The organism is Bordetella genomosp. 11 (assembly GCF_002261215.1).
Taxonomy (GTDB): Bacteria; Pseudomonadota; Gammaproteobacteria; order Burkholderiales; family Burkholderiaceae_B; genus Bordetella_C.
The window spans coordinates 520,121-536,501 of record NZ_NEVS01000001.1; the positions used below are offsets into that span (position 1 = coordinate 520,121).

Consider the following 16,381-nt stretch of genomic DNA (forward strand, 5'->3'; position numbering starts at 1 on the left):
ACGCAACATGAACACGCACATCCGTTCGCTGGCCGAAGCGGGCGCCGGCAAGGCCCTGCTGATCGTGCTTCCCGTGCTGGGCGGCCTGGGCGCCTGGGCGCTGTGGTTGGTGCTGCACGAAGACCATCCGCAGGTTGCCAGCGCCTGGCTGGGCGGGCTGATCGCGGCCGCCGCGACCGCCGCGGGCACTTTGCCGGTCGTGTTTTCCCAGCGCTTGTCCGACCGCGTCCAGGATTCCATGTTCGGTTTCGGCGCCGGCGTAATGCTGGCGGCGAGCGCGTTCTCGCTGGTCACCCCGGGTATCCAGGCCGCCCGGGACCTGGGCGCGGGCCCGTGGGGGGCCGGGATGACCGTGGGCGCCGCCATCCTGCTGGGCGCGGCGGCGCTGCTGTGGCTGGAGCATTCCGTGCCGCACGAGCATTTCATCAAGGGCCGAGAAGGCCACGATGGGCGCCTGTTGAAGCGCACCTGGCTGTTCGTCTTCGCGGTCATGCTGCACAACCTGCCGGAGGGCCTGGCGATCGGTGTCGGCTTCGGCGGCACCGACCCCATGCGGGCCAGCGCCCTGGCCACCGGGATCGCGATCCAGGATGTGCCGGAAGGGCTGGTCATCGCCGTCGCCCTGCTGGCGGCGGGATACAGCCGTACTTTCTCGGTCCTCCTGGGAATGACGTCGGGGCTGATCGAACCGGTCGGGGCGCTGGCGGGCGCGGCGGTGATGACCTGGTCCGCGGTATTGCTGCCCTGGGGCCTGGGCTTCGCCGCGGGAGCCATGCTCTTCGTTATCAGCCACGAAATCATCCCGGAATCGCACCGCAAGGGTCATGAAGACTATGCCACGGGCGGCCTGATGCTGGGCTTCGTGCTGATGATGCTGCTGGACACCGCCCTGGCCTGAGTTGTATTCTTCGCCACGCTGTCACGCATCGTGCGGGAGAGAGCGGCCGCCCCCAGGCGCGCCGCCGCCGAAGGCGCAATTCGCCCGGAATCGCTCAGGCAACCCATACCGCAGCATGCCTTGCCCAGGCCGCGCCCACCGGCGCCCTGGCGAACACAGCGCTCTGGAGAGAGCCGGCCGTCCGTGCGATGCGCCCGGACGCCGAAGGTGCAAACCCGCAACGCGGGGCAACTCTCAGGCAAAAGGACAGAGGGGCGGAAATACAGCCGGTCATGGGGCGTTCCGCATCCAGGCCGGTATTCCGCAATCCCTTTACCGCCGCTGTCCGGAGCCCTCGATGTCCCATTCCCTGAAAAATACCCCCTTGGCGCAGGCGCATATCGACGCGGGCGCGCGCATGGTCGATTTCGGCGGCTGGAACATGCCCCTGGCCTATGGCTCGCAGCTGGAAGAGCACCACGCGGTGCGCCGCGACGCCGGCATGTTCGACGTGTCGCATATGCTCAATGTCGATGTAACGGGCGCCGATGCCATGCCCTTCCTGCGCCGGCTGATCGCCAACGACGTATCCAGGCTGACGGCCACGCCCGGCAAGGCGCTGTACAGCTGCATGCTCAACCCCGAAGGGGGCGTCATCGACGACCTGATCGTCTATTTCTTCGCCGCCGACCGCTGGCGCGTGGTGGTGAACGCGGCGACCGCCGACAAGGACATCGCCTGGATGCAGCGCATCGCCGTCGCCTCCCGGCTGGCCGTCGCGATCGCCCCGCGCCGCGATCTGTCCATGATCGCCGTGCAGGGGCCGAACGCGCGCGCCAAGGTCTGGGCCGCGCGGCCGGCCTGGAAGGCCGACACGGAAGCCTTGACGCCGTTCACGGCCGCCCGCTTCGAACCCGAAACCCTGGTGGCGCGTACCGGCTACACCGGCGAGGACGGCTTCGAAATCGTGCTGCCCGCCACCGAAGCGCTTGCCCTGTGGAACGACCTGGCCGCGCAGGGCGTGCGTCCCTGCGGCCTGGGCGCGCGCGATACGCTGCGCCTGGAGGCCGGCATGAACCTGTACGGCCAGGACATGGACGAAGTAACCCAGCCGGCGCAGGCCGGGCTGACCTGGACCGTATCGCTGAAGGATCCGGCGCGCGCCTTCATCGGCCGTGCCGCCATCGAGCAATTCGCCACGCCAGCCGCCTTCCTGGGGCTGAAGCTGAACGAACGCGGCGTGATGCGCGCCCACATGGCGGTACGCACGGACCATGGGGATGGCGAAATCACCAGCGGCACCATGTCGCCGACGCTGGGCGTATCGATCGCCTTCGCCCGCATGCCGGTGGGCGTCAATCCCGGCGACACGGTGCAGGTCGATATCCGCGGCAAGTGGGTGCCGGCGACGGTATGCAAATTGCCGTTCGTCCGTCACGGCAAGGCGGTCGAACAACCGTAAACTGGCAATGCTCATCGCGGCGCCCGCCGCGCATGGGCGGGGCGCGCATTTCTTCTCTACCCATCCTCCCATACGGTTTTTGAATTCTTAGGAGCTGCTTCCATGAGCCTGCCTACCGATCGCAAGTACACCGAATCGCATGAATGGGTGAAGGCCGAAGGCGACGTGTTCGTCGTCGGCATCACCGACCAGGCCCAGGAACAACTGGGCGATCTCGTTTTCGTCGGCGACGTCAAGGTCGGCGCCAAGCTGGCCGCGGGCGATACCGCCGGGGTGGTGGAATCCGTCAAGGCGGCTTCCGACATCTATGCGCCGGTGGCCGGCGAGATCGTTGCCTTCAACGATGCGCTGGAAGCCGATCCCGCGCAGATCAACAGCGGGGCCTATACCGCCTGGATCTTCAAGATCAAGCCGGACAACGCCGCCGACCTGGACAAGCTGCTGGACGCCGCCGGCTACGAAGCCCTGTAAGGCCCACTTTTCAAGAGATACCATGTCGCGCCCCCTCGACACGCATACCGATTTCATCCCCCGCCATATAGGTCCTTCGGACGCCGACCAGGCCGCCATGCTGCGCGTGCTGGAGGTCCCCAGCCTGGACGAGCTGATCGCCCAGGTGGTGCCGCCGGCCATACGCACCAAAGCGCCGCTGGCACTGCCGCCGGCGCGCAGCGAACCGGACGTACTGGCAGAACTGCGCGACATCGCGCGCGGCAACCAGGTCTACCGCAGCTATATCGGCCAGGGCTATTACGGCACGCATACGCCCAACGTCATCCTGCGCAACATCCTGGAAAATCCCGCCTGGTACACGGCCTACACGCCTTATCAGCCCGAGATCTCGCAGGGCCGGCTGGAAGCGCTGCTGAACTACCAGACCATGGTGGCGGACCTGACGGGCCTGGACATCGCCAACGCGTCGCTGCTGGACGAAGGCACGGCCGCGGCCGAAGCCATGACGCTGGCGCGCCGGGGCGCGACTTCGCGCAGCAATGTCTTCTTCGTTTCCCGCCACTGCCATCCGCAGACCATCGAGGTGGTGCGCACGCGCGCCGAAGGCCTGGATATCGAGATCGTCGTCGGCGACGAGTCCGCCGGACTGCCGGATTGCTTCGGGGTGCTGCTGCAGTATCCGCACAGCCTGGGCGCGGTGGCCGACTATCGCGCGCTGGCCGAGGACGCGCATGCGCGCGGCGCGGTGGTGGCGTGCGCGACCGACCTGCTGGCGCTGGCCCTGCTGGCGCCGCCGGGCGCCTGGGGGGCCGACATCGCCGTGGGTTCGGCGCAGCGTTTCGGCGTTCCCTTCGGCTTCGGCGGCCCGCATGCCGGCTTCATGGCCTGCAAGGACGCGTACAAGCGCAACATGCCCGGCCGCCTGGTGGGCGTGTCCAAGGACGCGCAGGGCGGCAATGCGCTGCGCCTGGCGCTGCAGACGCGGGAACAGCACATCCGCCGCGAGAAGGCGACTTCCAATATCTGCACGGCGCAGGTACTGTTGGCCGTGATGGCCGGCATGTACGCCGTCTGGCACGGTCCGGCCGGTATCCGGCGCATCGCGCAGCGCGTGCAGCGCGCCACGGCCATCCTGAGCGCGGCGCTGAAAGACCTGGGCGCCACGGTGGTGAACGATAGCTTCTTCGATACGCTGCTGGTCCGCACCGGCGCCGCCACCGCGGCGGTGCAGGCGGCGGCGGACGCCGTGCGCATCAACCTGCGCCCGGTGGACGGCGAGCACCTGGCCGTATCGCTGGACGAGACCGTGACGGACGCCGACCTGGCGCAACTGGCCGAGGTCTTCGCGCGAGGGCTGGGCAAGGGCCCGGGCGCGCTGGATATCGACGCGCTGGACAAGCGCGCCGCGGGCGGCATCCCGGCATCCGTGGCGCGCCAGGGCGATATCCTGGCGCATCCGGTGTTCTCCAGCGTGCAGTCGGAGACCGACATGCTGCGCTATCTGCGCAAGCTGTCCGACAAGGACCTGGCACTGGATCGCAGCATGATCCCGCTGGGTTCGTGCACCATGAAACTGAACGCGACGGCCGAGATGATCCCGATCACCTGGCCGGAATTCGCCCATATCCATCCTTTCGCGCCGGCGCCGCAGACGGCCGGCTATCGGACCTTGATCGACAAGCTGTCGGCCGCGCTGTGCGAGATCACCGGCTATGACGCGGTCAGCCTGCAGCCGAATTCCGGCGCGCAGGGCGAGTACGCCGGCCTGCTGGCGATTCGTGCCTATCACGAGGCCAATGGCCAGCACCAGCGCAATGTCTGCCTGATCCCGTCGTCCGCGCATGGCACCAACCCGGCGTCGGCGCAGTTGGCCGGGATGCAGGTGGTGGTGGTCGCTTCGGATACCAACGGCAACGTGGATGTGGCGGATCTGCGCGCCAAGGTGGCGCAGGTCGGTGACCGCCTGTCGGCGCTGATGATCACGTATCCGTCGACGCATGGGGTGTTCGAGGAAGCGGTGACGCAGATCTGCGACATCGTGCACGAGGCCGGCGGGCAGGTGTACATGGATGGCGCGAACATGAACGCGATGGTCGGGCTGGCGAAGCCCGGCAAGTTCGGCTCCGATGTGTCCCACTTGAATCTGCACAAGACGTTCTGCATTCCGCACGGGGGCGGCGGCCCGGGCGTGGGTCCGGTGGCGGTGCGCGCGCATCTGGCGCCGTATCTGCCGGGCGTGGTCGATGCCGGCGGCAGGCTGCCCGAAGGCGCGAAGGTGGGGCCGGTGTCGGCGGCGCCGTTCGGGTCGGCGGGGATTCTGCCGATTCCCTACATCTATATCGCGCTGATGGGGGCCGAAGGGCTGCTGCGCGCGACGGAAGTGGCGATCCTGAACGCCAACTACATCGCGCATCGCCTGCGCGACCATTATCCGGTGCTGTACTGCGGACGTAATGGCAGGGTGGCGCACGAGTGCATTCTGGACGTGCGTCCCCTGAAGGACAGCAGCGGCGTGTCAGCGGAGGATATCGCCAAGCGCCTGATCGATTACGGTTTCCATGCGCCGACCATGAGTTTCCCGGTTGCGGGCACGCTGATGGTGGAACCGACGGAGTCCGAAGGGCTGGCGGAACTCGATCGCTTCGTGGACGCGATGATCGCGATACGCGGGGAGATCGCGCTGATCGAGAAGGGCGAACGGGATCGCGACGATAACGTGCTGAGGAACGCGCCGCATACCGCGGCGGCGTTGATGGCCGACGAGTGGCATCACGACTATACGCGCCGGGAGGCTGCGTATCCGCTGGAGTCCCTGAAGGACGGCAAGTATTGGCCGCCTGTCGCGCGTGTCGATAATGCTTATGGCGATCGGAACCTGGTGTGTTCTTGCTTGCCTGTCGAGGCTTATGCCTGATAGCGGTTGGGGGTGGGAGCGGCGTTCGGCGGGTGTTTGCTAGTGCCGTCCGTCGGGGGTGGTGCCTGTCGGGGCCAGCCCGGAGGAGCCGGTCCGGCGCCTTCGCGCCGGACTCCCGCGTTGTCATCCTCGTACGGCGGCCGAAGTGGCGGTGGGGTTCTTGCGGGTTTTTTGCCCGGCCGTCCTCCCTACGGATTCCCTCGCGCGGCTCCAACGGGCTGGCCCCGACAGGCACCACCCCCGACGGACTTCGGTTTGCCTTAATCACGGGTGCTGCGACGAGCTTGGTTCTTGCGCTTCGTCGGTGGCGGTTGCTGCCGTAGGAAGATTTTGCGGCGCACGTCGATCGCTGGCCGCCCAGCGCGGCCAGCGATCGCCTACACGGTGCGTCATGCCGCGGGGGCTTTCGTGCGACGGTTTTGCATCCGGAGTGGATGCGGTTGCATGCGCACATCAGCATGTGTCGCGGGCGAGATGGCGATCGAGGGGGGCACCAGGATTTTTGTGTCTGCACCGATCGAACCGAGAGGGTCAACGATACGTGGCATGGTGAACGCGCCGCCATCCCCACCGCCATTCGCATGCAGCCCCGTCGCATTCAACCACCGCGTAGGCGTATCGGGGCCGCGCTGGGCGGCCCCGATACGACGTGCAACGCAAAATCTTTCAACGGCGGAATCGGCCACCCACGAAGCGCAAGAACCCGGCTCGTCGCAGCACCCGTGATTAAGGCAACTCGGAGTCCGGCGGGGGTGAGGCCCGTCCGGGGCGGCCCGTTGGAGCCGCGCGAGGGAATCCGAAGGAAGGACGGCCGGGCAAAAAAACCGCAAGAACCCCACCGCCACTTCGGCCGCCGTACGAGGATGACGACGCGGGAGTCCGGCGCGAAGGCGCCGGACCGGCTCCTCCGGGCCGCCCCGGACGGGCCTCACCCCCGCCGGACGGCCTTAGCAAAACCAGACTCACCACAGCGACCAAACAACCTGGGATGGCCCTAGCAACCAGCCCCCTGGGCAGCTACTTGGCAACCGGCATGGTGAACTCCGCACCCTTGCCGATACTATCGGGCCATCGCTGCATCACACTCTTGTAGCGCGTATAAAACCGCACCCCTTCTTCACCGTAGGCGTGGTGGTCACCGAACAGCGACCGCTTCCACCCCCCGAAGGAATGCCACGCCATCGGCACCGGAATGGGCACGTTGATCCCCACCATCCCCACCTGGATCTGCCGCGCGAACGCCCGCGCCACGCCGCCATCGGAGGTAAAGCACGACACGCCATTGGCGAACTCGTGTTCGTTGATCAGCTTAACGGCCGCTGCGAAATCGGGCACGCGCACGATGCACAGCACCGGCCCGAAGATCTCTTCCCGATAGATGTTCATCGTCGGCTTCACATTGTCGAACAACGTCCCGCCCAGGAAGAACCCCTTCTCGCTGCCAGGCACCGAAAGATCGCGCCCGTCCACCACCATCGTCGCACCCGCCGCCACGCCGTCCTCGATGTAGCCGCGCACCTTGTTACGATGCTGCGCGGTCACCAGCGGGCCCATCTCCGCCTGCGGGTCCATTCCATCCAGCACCTTCAGCGCGCGCACGCGCGGGGCCAGGCGCTCGACCAGCGTATCCGCCACGTTGCCCACCGCCACCGCGACCGAAATCGCCATGCAGCGTTCGCCCGCCGAACCGTAGGCCGCACCCATCAGCGCGTCGGTCACCTGGTCCATATCCGCGTCGGGCATCACCACCAGGTGGTTCTTCGCCCCGCCCAGCGCCTGCACGCGCTTGCCGCGAGCGGTCCCCTGGGCATAGATGTATTGCGCGATCGGCGTCGAGCCCACGAAAGAAAGCGCCTGCACGTCGGGATGGGCGATGAGTGCATCGACCGCCTGCTTGTCGCCATGCACGACGTTGAAGACCCCGGGGGGCAGGCCCGCTTCGGTCAGCAGTTCGGCCAGCCGCACCGACGCGGAGGGATCGCGCTCCGACGGCTTCAGCACGAAGGTATTGCCGCAGGCGATCGCGACCGGGAACATCCAGGCCGGCACCATCATCGGGAAGTTGAACGGCGTAATGCCGGCCACCACGCCCAGCGACTGGCGCATGCTCCAGTTATCGATGCCGCCGCCGATCTGCTCGGTGTACTGGCCCTTCAGCAGATGCGGAATGCCGCAGGCGAACTCGACGACTTCGATGCCCCGCGTGACCTCGCCCTTGGCGTCGGAGAATACTTTGCCATGCTCGCGCGTGATCAGCTCGGCCAGTTCGTCCTGGTGCCGGTCCAGCAGGGCCTTGAAGTTGAACAGGATGCGTGCGCGCTTCAGCGGCGCGGTCTCGGACCAGGCCGGATACGCTTCGCGCGCGGCGGCCACGGCCAGGTCGATGTCCTCGATGCCGGCCAGCGGCACCGTGGCGGCGATCTCGCCGCGCGCGGGGTTGAACACGTCGCCGTAGCGGCCGCTGCGTCCGTCGTAGGCTTGTCCGTTGATGTAGTGCGAGATGGTGGTCATGGTCAGGCGATTTCCTTCAGCACCGAGCCGATGGTATGGAAGATTTCATCGATCTGCGCCTCTTCGATGATCAAGGGCGGCGAGACCGCCAGGATGTCCCCGGTGTAGCGCACCAGCAGGCCGGTATCGAAGCAGCGGTGGAAGACTTCCGCCGCGCGCGCGCCGGGCGCGCCGGGGCGCGGGGTCAGCTCGATGCCCGCGACCAGGCCGATGTTGCGCACGTCGATCACGTGTTTGGTGCCGTTCAGCGCATGGGCCGCGCGCTCGAAGGCGGGCGCCAGCTCGCGGGCGCGGGCGAACAGGTTATCGCGGCGGTAGATGTCCAGGGTGGCCAGTACGGCTGCCGATGCCAGGGGATGCGCCGAGTAGGTATAGCCGTGGAAGAACTCGATACCGGCCGGGCCGCTATCGACGATGGCGTCGTGCACTTCGCGTTTGACCGCGACCGCCCCGCAAGGCACCGCGGCGTTGCTCACGCCCTTGGCCATGGTGATCAGGTCGGGCGTGACGCCGAAGAACTCGGCCGCGGTGGCCGCGCCCAGCCGCCCGTAGCCCGTGATGACCTCGTCGAAGATCAGCAGGATGCCGTGCTTGCTGGTGATCTCGCGCAGTCGTTCCAGATAGCCCTTGGGCGGCACCAGCACGCCGGTCGACCCTGCCATGGGCTCGACGATCACGGCGGCGACGGTGGACGGGTCGTGCAGCGCCAGGATGCGCTCGAGCTCGTCCGCCAGATGCGCGCCCCAGGCCGGCTGGCCCTTGGAAAAGGCGTTCTGTTCCAGGTTGTGGGTGTGGGGCAGATGGTCCACCGCCGGCAGCAGGGCGCCGGAGAACGTCTTGCGGTTGGGCGAAATGCCGCCCACCGAAATACCGCCGAAGCCCACGCCGTGATAGCCGCGTTCGCGGCCGATCAGGCGGGTACGCTGGCCTTCGCCGCGGGTGCGGTGGTAGGCCAGGGCGATTTTCAACGCGGTGTCCACGGACTCGGACCCGGAATTGGTAAAGAAGATGCGGTCCAGGCCCTGGGGCATCAGGCCCGCCACCGCGCTGGCCGCCTGGAACGCCAGGGGATGCCCCAGCTGGAAACCGGGCGCGTAATCCAGCGCGCCGGCCTGTTGCGCGATCGCCTGGGTGATCTCGTCGCGGCAGTGGCCGGCGTTCACGCACCATAGGCCCGACGTGCCGTCCAGGATCTGGCGGCCGTCCAGCGAGGTGTAGTACATGCCCTTGGCGCCGACCAGCATGCGCGGGTTGGCCTTGAACTGCCGGTTGGCCGTGAAAGGCATCCAAAGGTGGGACAGATCGGGGGACGTGGTCGGCGCGTTCATGAGGGCTCCGGTAGGGAAAGTGGCCGGACGCCGGGCCAACTGTGCTGGCCGGCTGCGTTGCCGGGGTGAGGCCCCAGCGAAACGCGACGTCGCGGGAATCAACAGGCATTCTCGACTTCCGCGTCGCCGGTGGAAATAGACAATCCATGCAAAAATGGCGAACCGTACAGGTAAATCCTGAACAACTGTACAGATGCCTCGATGACCGATTTTCCCGCCCTGGACTTCCGCCCTTTGCGCGACCGTGCGAACGCGCCGACCCTGGTGCAACAGCTGGTCGATGCGGTCGTGCGCGCCATCGAGGCGCGCGTGCTGGGCCCCGGCATGTCCTTGCCCTCGGTGCGCGAATTCGCGCGTGCGCACGAGATCAGCACCTTTACCGTTTCCAGCGCCTACGCGCGGCTCGTCTCGCAGGGTTGGCTGCTGGCCCGGCCCGGTTCGGGATACCGGGTCGCGCCGCGTGCGCCCGCCACCGCCACCGCGGCGCCCGTGCCGCGACCGTGGCAACCGCCCACGCCGGGTGCCGAATGGCTGCTATCGGACGTATTCGCCGACCACTCCATCCCGGTGAAGTCGGGCTGTGGCTGGTTGCCGGGCGAATGGTTGAACGAAACGGGCCTGCACCTGGGATTGCGCCATGTCGCCCGCGTCCCCGGCGCGCGCATCGCGGGTTATGGACACCCCTACGGCTATGCGCCGCTGCGTGCGGCCATCGCCGCGCAGGCGGCCGCGCTGGGCATGCCGGCGGATCCCGCGCAGGTGCTGTTGACCCAGGGCGTGACGCACGGGCTGGACGTCGCGATACGCACGCTGCTGCGCCCGGGCGATGCCGTGATCGTCGAACAGCCCTGCTATGCCAACTTGCTGGCGCTGGTGCGGCTGGCCGGTCTGCATGCCGTCGCGGTGCGGCGCACGGAGGAAGGGCTGGATATCGCCGAACTGGAGCAAGCCGTACAGGCGCATCGGCCGCGCGCGATGATCATCAATACGGTATTGCAGAATCCCACCGGTACCAGCCTGACGATGGCCAATGCCTACCAGGTGCTGCGCGTCGCCGAGCAGCACGACTGCTGGATCATCGAAGACGACATCTCGCGCGAGCTCGCGCCCGGTGTCGCGCCGGTGCTGGCCGCGCTGGACGGCCTGCGCCGGGTGGTCTACCTGAGCGGCTATTCCAAGGTGATCAGCCCATCGGTGCGCGTCGGCTATGCGATCGCCCACCCCGACGTGGTGCGCGACATGGCGCGCACCAAGATGGCCGTGGGATTGACCTCGCCGGAAATCATGGAGCGCGTCGTCCATGAAGTCTTGCGCGAAGGCCGCTATCGCGCCCACGTCGCGGGCCTGCGGGAGCGCCTGGCGCTGGCGCATGTCAAGGTGGCGCGGCGCTTGTCCGAGCATGGCATGCAGGTGTACGCGGAGCCGCGCGCCGGCCTGTTCCTGTGGGCCCGCCTGCCGGCCGACGGTGGCGACGCCGGCGCCAACGCGCTGGCCGAACGGGCGCTGCGCGACGGCATCTGGCTGGCCCCCGGTTCCTATTTCGATGCCCCACAGCGCGACCTGCCCTGGATCAGGCTGAACGTCGCATACTCGGACGATGAAAGGCTGTGGCGCTTCCTGGCCGGCAGCGCCGTCCGGGCGCGCCGCGCCTGACACGCGAGGGAGTGTAGCGGTCCTCAGGCCGTGCGGGTGGTTTTCGCCGCGCGCTTGCGATCCAGGCGCAGGCGGTACTGGAATTCGCCGCCCTTGAAATAAAGATGCTCGTAGTCGACGGGCCGAAGGGCGTTGTCATACGTCAGGCGTTCGACCCGCAGAGCGGGCTGCTCCTTCTTCATGCCGAGCGCCTTGGCCACCACCGCCGGCGCAGGGATCGCTTCGATGCTCAGGTCGGCGCTGCCCAGGGCAACGCCGCAGTCGTTCTCGAGGATAAGGAAAATGTCGCGCGTGACGAGATCCGCGCGTTGCAGCCTCCTTCCGAGCGCTTCGGGCAGGAAGGTGATTTCGTAGGACGTGCGTTCCCGGTTGAGCAGGCGCACGCGGTGGATTTCGGCCACAGTGGCGCCTTCGTCCAGCGCCAGCCGGGATGCCACCTGGGCATTCGCCGCGACGAAGTCGAAGGAGACGACGTGGTTGACGATCTCCTGTCCTTCGCCCATGGCTTCCGCGAAGCCTTGCAGCGACGTGATGTTCTGGACGGCCTTGGGCTGCGACACGAACGAGCCTTTTCCATGCACCTTGAAAATCAGGCCCTCCTTCTGCAGGTCGCCCAGGGCTTGCCGGATGGTGATGCGGCTGACCTCGAACATTTCCTGTAATTCGCTTTCGGAGGGCACCCGGCTATGCGGCGGGTATTGGCCGTTCAGGATGCCCGTGCGCAAGGCGTCCTTGATTTGCTGATAAAGCGGGACGTGGGAATGTGGCCCAAGAGCGGAGTAGCCGGTCTGCAGGTTTGATGGGCGGGCGGGCATACGGATTCTGTTTTGCAGCCTGGGCTGCGAAGTTATGTCGCCGCGCCGGTCGGCACGGACGTGCACGAGATTATGTCATAACTTGATATGCCGACCTAGAACAAGGGGCGTTGACACTCACCATAACACGTCATAACATGTCGCCGCGATGGCATGGGCGCGGAGACCATGCTTCGGTCGGGAGAAGACGTTGGATACCTTGCTTGCCTTCCTGGCTGCGGCGGCGGCTGCCTACATGTCGACGAACATCGACGGCTTTGCGTTGCTGCTCGATTTCTTCGGCGACGAAAGCTATCGCGCGGTGGAAATCGCGGTCGGGCAGCTTGCCAGCGTGGCGATCCAGCTGGGCGTTTCAATCGCCATCACGAATATCGGCCACGTCGCGGAGGCGCCGTTCATAGGCCTGGCCGGTATCGTTCCACTGGTGGCGGGACTCAGGCGCATCGCCGGCAGGCGTAGCGGCGGCGTCCCGCAAAGTGCGCCGGCAGCCACGCTTCGGCCCAGGGCGCCGCAAGGCAGTGTCGGACGGCTCGCGCTTGTCGTCACCATCGCGACGTGCGGCGCCGTCGACAACGTACTCGTGTATGCGGGGCTGCTTGCAGGTCACGGCGTGGCGGACCTGGTATATGCATCGATCATCTTCGCGGCACTCACGGCGTCATTGTGCCTGCTTGCATTCGCTGCGGCACGGTCGCGCGTATCCGTGCCCGGGCTGCGGGCAGTCGCGGCCCGCATCGCGCCGTTCATGACGACCGCCATCGGCGCCGCGCTACTCATACGCTTCGGTACGTTCGGATGGATCTACGCGCTGGCCTGAAGGAATGCACCACGCCGAGACGACCATGCACCACACAACGCCGCCCGGCACCGTTGTGGAGCGCGAAACAGCAGGCATAGCCGGGCAGCATCGGTAGGATCAAGGGGAAAGCGTATTGGCACGGGTTTTGCATGACTTCTCAGTGCTTGTAATGACGAGTTATATCCACCGATGTTGTCACTGTCCGGCATGAGCCGCGCGTCGCGCCGTTCATGTCGATCAATCACCAAGGTTGCGTCATGAGAATCAGAGATTTGATCGGCCATGTGTCACGCAGTGCTATACCCTCCCTGGCCGCGGCAGCGGTATTGATGTACGCAGGCGCCGTGCGTGCGGAAACCATCGAGATTGGGATCGGGACGCAGGATACGACGACCAATACGGTCACCGGCGGCGTCGTCCTGAAGCAGCTCGGCTTGTTGGAAAAATATCTGCCTCGCACAGGCAAGTACAAGGACGTCACCTACCATGTGACGTGGCAGAACGCGACGTCCGGGCCGCCCATCACCAACGGCATGGTCGCAGGAAATCTGCAGATCGGCATGATGGGGGACTATCCCCTGCTGGTGAACGGTGCCACGGGCCATGCCACCGGCAACGATACGGAGCTGGTCGCGGTAATCGCCTATAACGCCTTCGGCGGTGGCAATGGCCTGGTCGTTCCGAAGGATTCTCCCTACTACGATCTCGAGGACCTGAAAGGCAAGCGCGTATCGGTGCCTTTCGGATCCGCAGCGCACGGCATGCTGCTGGCCGCGCTGCAGAGCCGCCATCTGCCGGCCGACTACTTCGCGCTTGCGAACCAGTCGCCGGAAGTCGGCAGCACCAGCATCCAGGAACATCGGATCGACGGCCATGCGGACTTCGTCCCGTTCGCGGAACTGCTGCCTTTTCGCGGCTATGCGCGGAAGATCTTCGACGGTGTGGAGACGGGCCAGCCGACATTCCACGGCATCGTCGTGCGCAAGGACTTCGGCCAGAAGTATCCCGAGGTCGTCATAGCCTACATCAAGGCCTTGATGGCCGCCAACGACTGGGTGCGTCAGGATCCGGTGCGGGCGGCGGAGCAGATCCAGTCGTGGACCAAGGTGGACAAGGAAGTCGTCTACATGTTCCTCGGGCCCGGCGGTATCCATACGCTGGATCCCACCATCAAGCCAAGATGGATAGAGGCGCTGAAAGCGGACTACGCCGTGCTTAAGAAGCTGAACATGGTGAAGGACCTGGACATCGACAAATGGGTCAATGACTCGTTCGTGCGCCAGGCATTCAAGGAGTCCGGCCTGGATTACGACAAACAGTTGGCCAGTTTCAGCAATTATGCGGTGCAGGGCAGCGACCCGGTGTGTGGCACGGCTGTCACCGATCCGTCGCAGGCCGGGCAAATCTGGGTGCAAAGCGGATCCATGGTCTCGTTCAGCTCGACCGCTTGCACGCTGCGCGGCGTGAACCGGTACCGCGCCCAGGGCAAGGCGCTGAACGCGGTCTACATGACCGACAAGGCGCTGGGCATCAAGGTGTTCGCGAATGACGCCTTTTACACGCATGGCGGGAGCGATGCGAAGCGCCCGGTCATCGAGGCATATCTGCTGAAGCGCGACGCGGATGCCGGCGCGCAGAAATCGCATGCCAAGGTAATCGGCTACGAGCAGGCCCTGAAAGCGGTAAGCGCGGAGGGCAACTGATATGGCGCACTCCATCGATCTGGGCTCCGGCGACGATATCCGTTCGTCGGCCAGTCCTGCACAGTCTTCGCGCGTGCAATCCGACCCGCAGCAGTGCGGCCAGTCCCACACGGACTCGCCTGCCGTTGCGCCGCCCGGGCATCGGCGCGCGGCGACGGTGGCAGTGGCTTGCGTACGCGCTGTCGTCGTCAGGCTCGCGCTGCCGGCAGTATCTATCGGCATGCTCTTGCTGGTGTGGTACCTGGGTACGCGCTACCGCGTGGAATTCTATGTCCGGTTCAAGAACGTACCCACGCCCATGGATGTGTTGCGGGAAGCCGCCAACGTGACGGGGACGAGCGCATATGCGGTCAATGTGCTGAACAGTCTGCGCCGCATCCTGGTCGGGTTCCTGATCGCGCTGGTGTCCGGTGTGGGATTGGGCCTGCTGATCGGTCGCTATGGCGCCATGCGGCGGCTTTTCATGCCCGCCCTGGAGGTGTTGCGGCCCATCCCGGCCATCGCGTGGGTGCCCATGTCCATCATGCTGTGGCCGACGACGGAATCGTCCATCGCGTTCATCACCTTCATCGGTGCCTTCTATCCAATCCTGCTGAACACGGTGGACGGCGTGGAGTCGCTCGACGGCGTCCTGCTGCGCGCCGGCCGCTGCCTGGGCGCCAGCGAAGCCCGCCTGTTCTGGTACGTGATCCTTCCCGGCGTCATGCCGAACATCTTCACCGGCCTGGCCGTGGGCATGGGCGTGGCCTGGGTGTCGCTGATCGCCGCGGAAATGATATCCGGCCAGTACGGTGTGGGCTACTACACATGGGAAGCCTATTCGCTCGTCAATTACCCGGCAATCGTGCTTGGCATGATCACCATCGGTGCGCTGGGCCTGCTTTGCAGCGGCGCTATCCGCCTGGCCGGGCGCGCCTTGATGCCGTGGCTTGCGTACGCCAAGGGAGCCCGCAAATGAACGAACCGGACAAGGGCAGTATCGAGTGCCGCGATATCGCGGTGGTGTTCGGATCGGGAGACGCGCGAACCGAAGCCGTCCGCGATGTCTCGCTGACGGTCGCGCCGAACGAGTTCGTGTCGTTGATCGGTCCTTCGGGATGCGGCAAGTCCACATTGCTGAGCATCGTCGCGGGCTTCACTCAGCCGACCCGCGGCACGGCCACGCTGGATGGCGTGAGGATCAGGAAGCCGGGCGCCGAGCGCGGCGTCGTGTTCCAGCAATACTCGCTGTTCCCCTGGCTGCGCGTGCGCCAGAACGTCGAGTTCGGCCTGAAGATGGCCGGCGTGCACCGCAGCCGGCGCGAGGCCACCGCGCGCACTTTGCTGGGGCTGGCGGGACTGTTGGCCTTCGAGAATCACTATCCGGACCAGCTTTCGGGCGGCATGAAGCAGCGTATCGGCATTGTCCGCGCCCTGGCCGCCAATCCGCGGGTATTGCTGATGGACGAGCCGTTCGGGGCACTGGACACGCAGACGCGCACCGTCATGCAGGAGATCCTGACCAACATGTGGCAGCGATTCCGGCTGTCCGTACTGTTCATCACGCACGACATCGAGGAAGCGGTCTTCCTGTCGGACCGCATCTACGTGATGACGGCCCGGCCGGGCCGTATCAAGGCCGAGATTGCCGTTCCCTTGCCGCGGCCGCGCACTCCAGCGATGTTCGACACGCCCGAGTTCGTCGGGCTGGTGCACCGCCTGAAGGGCCTGATCCGCGAAGAGTCGCTGGCCGCGATGGGCCCGGAGCTGAAAGTGGGCGGCATCGAGGGCTTCAGCATGGAGATGGGCCCGAACGGCGTCAACGAGATGCTGTGAGCCGCGCGCGTCCTGAATGAATCCGTTTCCCTACCGAGAGCAAAGCAGCGC

The 16,381-nt window shown here is 66.2% G+C and carries 12 protein-coding genes and 2 riboswitches; of the genes, 9 read left to right on the forward strand and 3 right to left on the reverse strand.

Annotated features, from left to right (window positions below; genetic code table 11):
• Positions 1-7 precede the first annotated feature (7 nt).
• From CAL28_RS02340 to gcvP, 4 genes are all read left to right on the forward strand, one after another.
• Positions 8-898: a ZIP family metal transporter gene (locus CAL28_RS02340; protein ID WP_094839801.1), complete on the forward strand. Its 891-nt coding sequence runs from the start codon at positions 8-10 to the stop codon at positions 896-898.
• A gap of 23 nt (positions 899-921) precedes the next feature.
• Positions 922-1,019, forward strand: a riboswitch (glycine riboswitch).
• A gap of 32 nt (positions 1,020-1,051) precedes the next feature.
• Positions 1,052-1,158, forward strand: a riboswitch (glycine riboswitch).
• A gap of 77 nt (positions 1,159-1,235) precedes the next feature.
• On the forward strand, positions 1,236-2,339 hold the full coding sequence (gene gcvT, locus CAL28_RS02345; RefSeq protein ID WP_094839802.1) for a glycine cleavage system aminomethyltransferase GcvT: 1,104 nt from the start codon (positions 1,236-1,238) through the stop codon (positions 2,337-2,339).
• A 102-nt stretch (positions 2,340-2,441) separates the two neighbouring features.
• Positions 2,442-2,810 (forward strand): glycine cleavage system protein GcvH, encoded by a 369-nt coding sequence (gcvH, locus tag CAL28_RS02350; protein WP_066632041.1) that lies wholly within the window; start codon positions 2,442-2,444, stop codon positions 2,808-2,810.
• 22 nt (positions 2,811-2,832) lie between these two features.
• Positions 2,833-5,706, forward strand: coding sequence for an aminomethyl-transferring glycine dehydrogenase (gcvP, locus tag CAL28_RS02355; protein ID WP_094839803.1), 2,874 nt, complete (start codon positions 2,833-2,835; stop codon positions 5,704-5,706).
• Positions 5,707-6,723: 1,017 nt separating this feature from the next.
• Here gcvP and CAL28_RS02360 read toward each other — a convergent pair.
• The gene (locus CAL28_RS02360; protein ID WP_094839804.1) at positions 6,724-8,217 is read right to left on the reverse strand and encodes a CoA-acylating methylmalonate-semialdehyde dehydrogenase; all 1,494 of its coding nucleotides are present in this window, start codon (positions 8,215-8,217) and stop codon (positions 6,724-6,726) included.
• A 2-nt stretch (positions 8,218-8,219) separates the two neighbouring features.
• The gene (locus CAL28_RS02365; protein WP_176463843.1) at positions 8,220-9,545 is read right to left on the reverse strand and encodes an aspartate aminotransferase family protein; all 1,326 of its coding nucleotides are present in this window, start codon (positions 9,543-9,545) and stop codon (positions 8,220-8,222) included.
• A 201-nt stretch (positions 9,546-9,746) separates the two neighbouring features.
• Between CAL28_RS02365 and CAL28_RS02370 the strand changes: the two genes are divergently transcribed.
• Entirely contained in the window at positions 9,747-11,198 is a 1,452-nt protein-coding gene (locus CAL28_RS02370) for an aminotransferase-like domain-containing protein (protein WP_094839805.1), read from the forward strand.
• Between the two features lie 23 nt (positions 11,199-11,221).
• Here the strand turns inward: CAL28_RS02370 and CAL28_RS02375 are convergent, their stop codons facing one another.
• Positions 11,222-12,013 (reverse strand): GntR family transcriptional regulator, encoded by a 792-nt coding sequence (locus CAL28_RS02375; protein WP_094839806.1) that lies wholly within the window; start codon positions 12,011-12,013, stop codon positions 11,222-11,224.
• Between the two features lie 190 nt (positions 12,014-12,203).
• On the opposite strand from CAL28_RS02375, the gene CAL28_RS02380 reads away from it, so the two are divergent.
• The 4 genes from CAL28_RS02380 to CAL28_RS02395 all read left to right on the forward strand — a co-directional run bounded on the left by CAL28_RS02380 (position 12,204) and on the right by CAL28_RS02395 (position 16,330).
• Positions 12,204-12,830: a cadmium resistance transporter gene (locus CAL28_RS02380; protein ID WP_176463844.1), complete on the forward strand. Its 627-nt coding sequence runs from the start codon at positions 12,204-12,206 to the stop codon at positions 12,828-12,830.
• A gap of 239 nt (positions 12,831-13,069) precedes the next feature.
• Positions 13,070-14,515 (forward strand): ABC transporter substrate-binding protein, encoded by a 1,446-nt coding sequence (locus CAL28_RS02385; RefSeq protein ID WP_094840579.1) that lies wholly within the window; start codon positions 13,070-13,072, stop codon positions 14,513-14,515.
• Position 14,516: 1 nt separating this feature from the next.
• Positions 14,517-15,473 carry an ABC transporter permease gene (locus tag CAL28_RS02390; protein ID WP_094839808.1) on the forward strand — a complete coding sequence of 319 codons (957 nt, stop codon included), beginning with the start codon at positions 14,517-14,519 and terminating at the stop codon, positions 15,471-15,473.
• Positions 15,470-16,330: an ABC transporter ATP-binding protein gene (locus tag CAL28_RS02395; RefSeq protein WP_094839809.1), complete on the forward strand. Its 861-nt coding sequence runs from the start codon at positions 15,470-15,472 to the stop codon at positions 16,328-16,330. Before CAL28_RS02390 ends, CAL28_RS02395 begins: the two co-directional genes overlap by 4 nt.
• Positions 16,331-16,381: the final 51 nt, after the last annotated feature.

Bases quoted from the DNA above. Each gene is read 5' to 3' on its own strand.
- CAL28_RS02340 (WP_094839801.1), top strand. From the start codon at position 8: ATGAACACGCACATCCGTTCGCTGGCCGAAGCGGGCGCCGGCAAGGCC.
- gcvT (WP_094839802.1), top strand. From the start codon at position 1,236: ATGTCCCATTCCCTGAAAAATACCCCCTTGGCGCAGGCGCATATCGAC.
- gcvP (WP_094839803.1), top strand. From the start codon at position 2,833: ATGTCGCGCCCCCTCGACACGCATACCGATTTCATCCCCCGCCATATA.
- CAL28_RS02360 (WP_094839804.1), bottom strand. From the start codon at position 8,217: ATGACCACCATCTCGCACTACATCAACGGACAAGCCTACGACGGACGC.
- CAL28_RS02395 (WP_094839809.1), top strand. From the start codon at position 15,470: ATGAACGAACCGGACAAGGGCAGTATCGAGTGCCGCGATATCGCGGTG.
- gcvH (WP_066632041.1), top strand. From the start codon at position 2,442: ATGAGCCTGCCTACCGATCGCAAGTACACCGAATCGCATGAATGGGTG.
- CAL28_RS02385 (WP_094840579.1), top strand. From the start codon at position 13,070: ATGAGAATCAGAGATTTGATCGGCCATGTGTCACGCAGTGCTATACCC.
- CAL28_RS02370 (WP_094839805.1), top strand. From the start codon at position 9,747: ATGACCGATTTTCCCGCCCTGGACTTCCGCCCTTTGCGCGACCGTGCG.
- CAL28_RS02365 (WP_176463843.1), bottom strand. From the start codon at position 9,545: ATGAACGCGCCGACCACGTCCCCCGATCTGTCCCACCTTTGGATGCCT.
- CAL28_RS02375 (WP_094839806.1), bottom strand. From the start codon at position 12,013: ATGCCCGCCCGCCCATCAAACCTGCAGACCGGCTACTCCGCTCTTGGG.
- CAL28_RS02390 (WP_094839808.1), top strand. From the start codon at position 14,517: ATGGCGCACTCCATCGATCTGGGCTCCGGCGACGATATCCGTTCGTCG.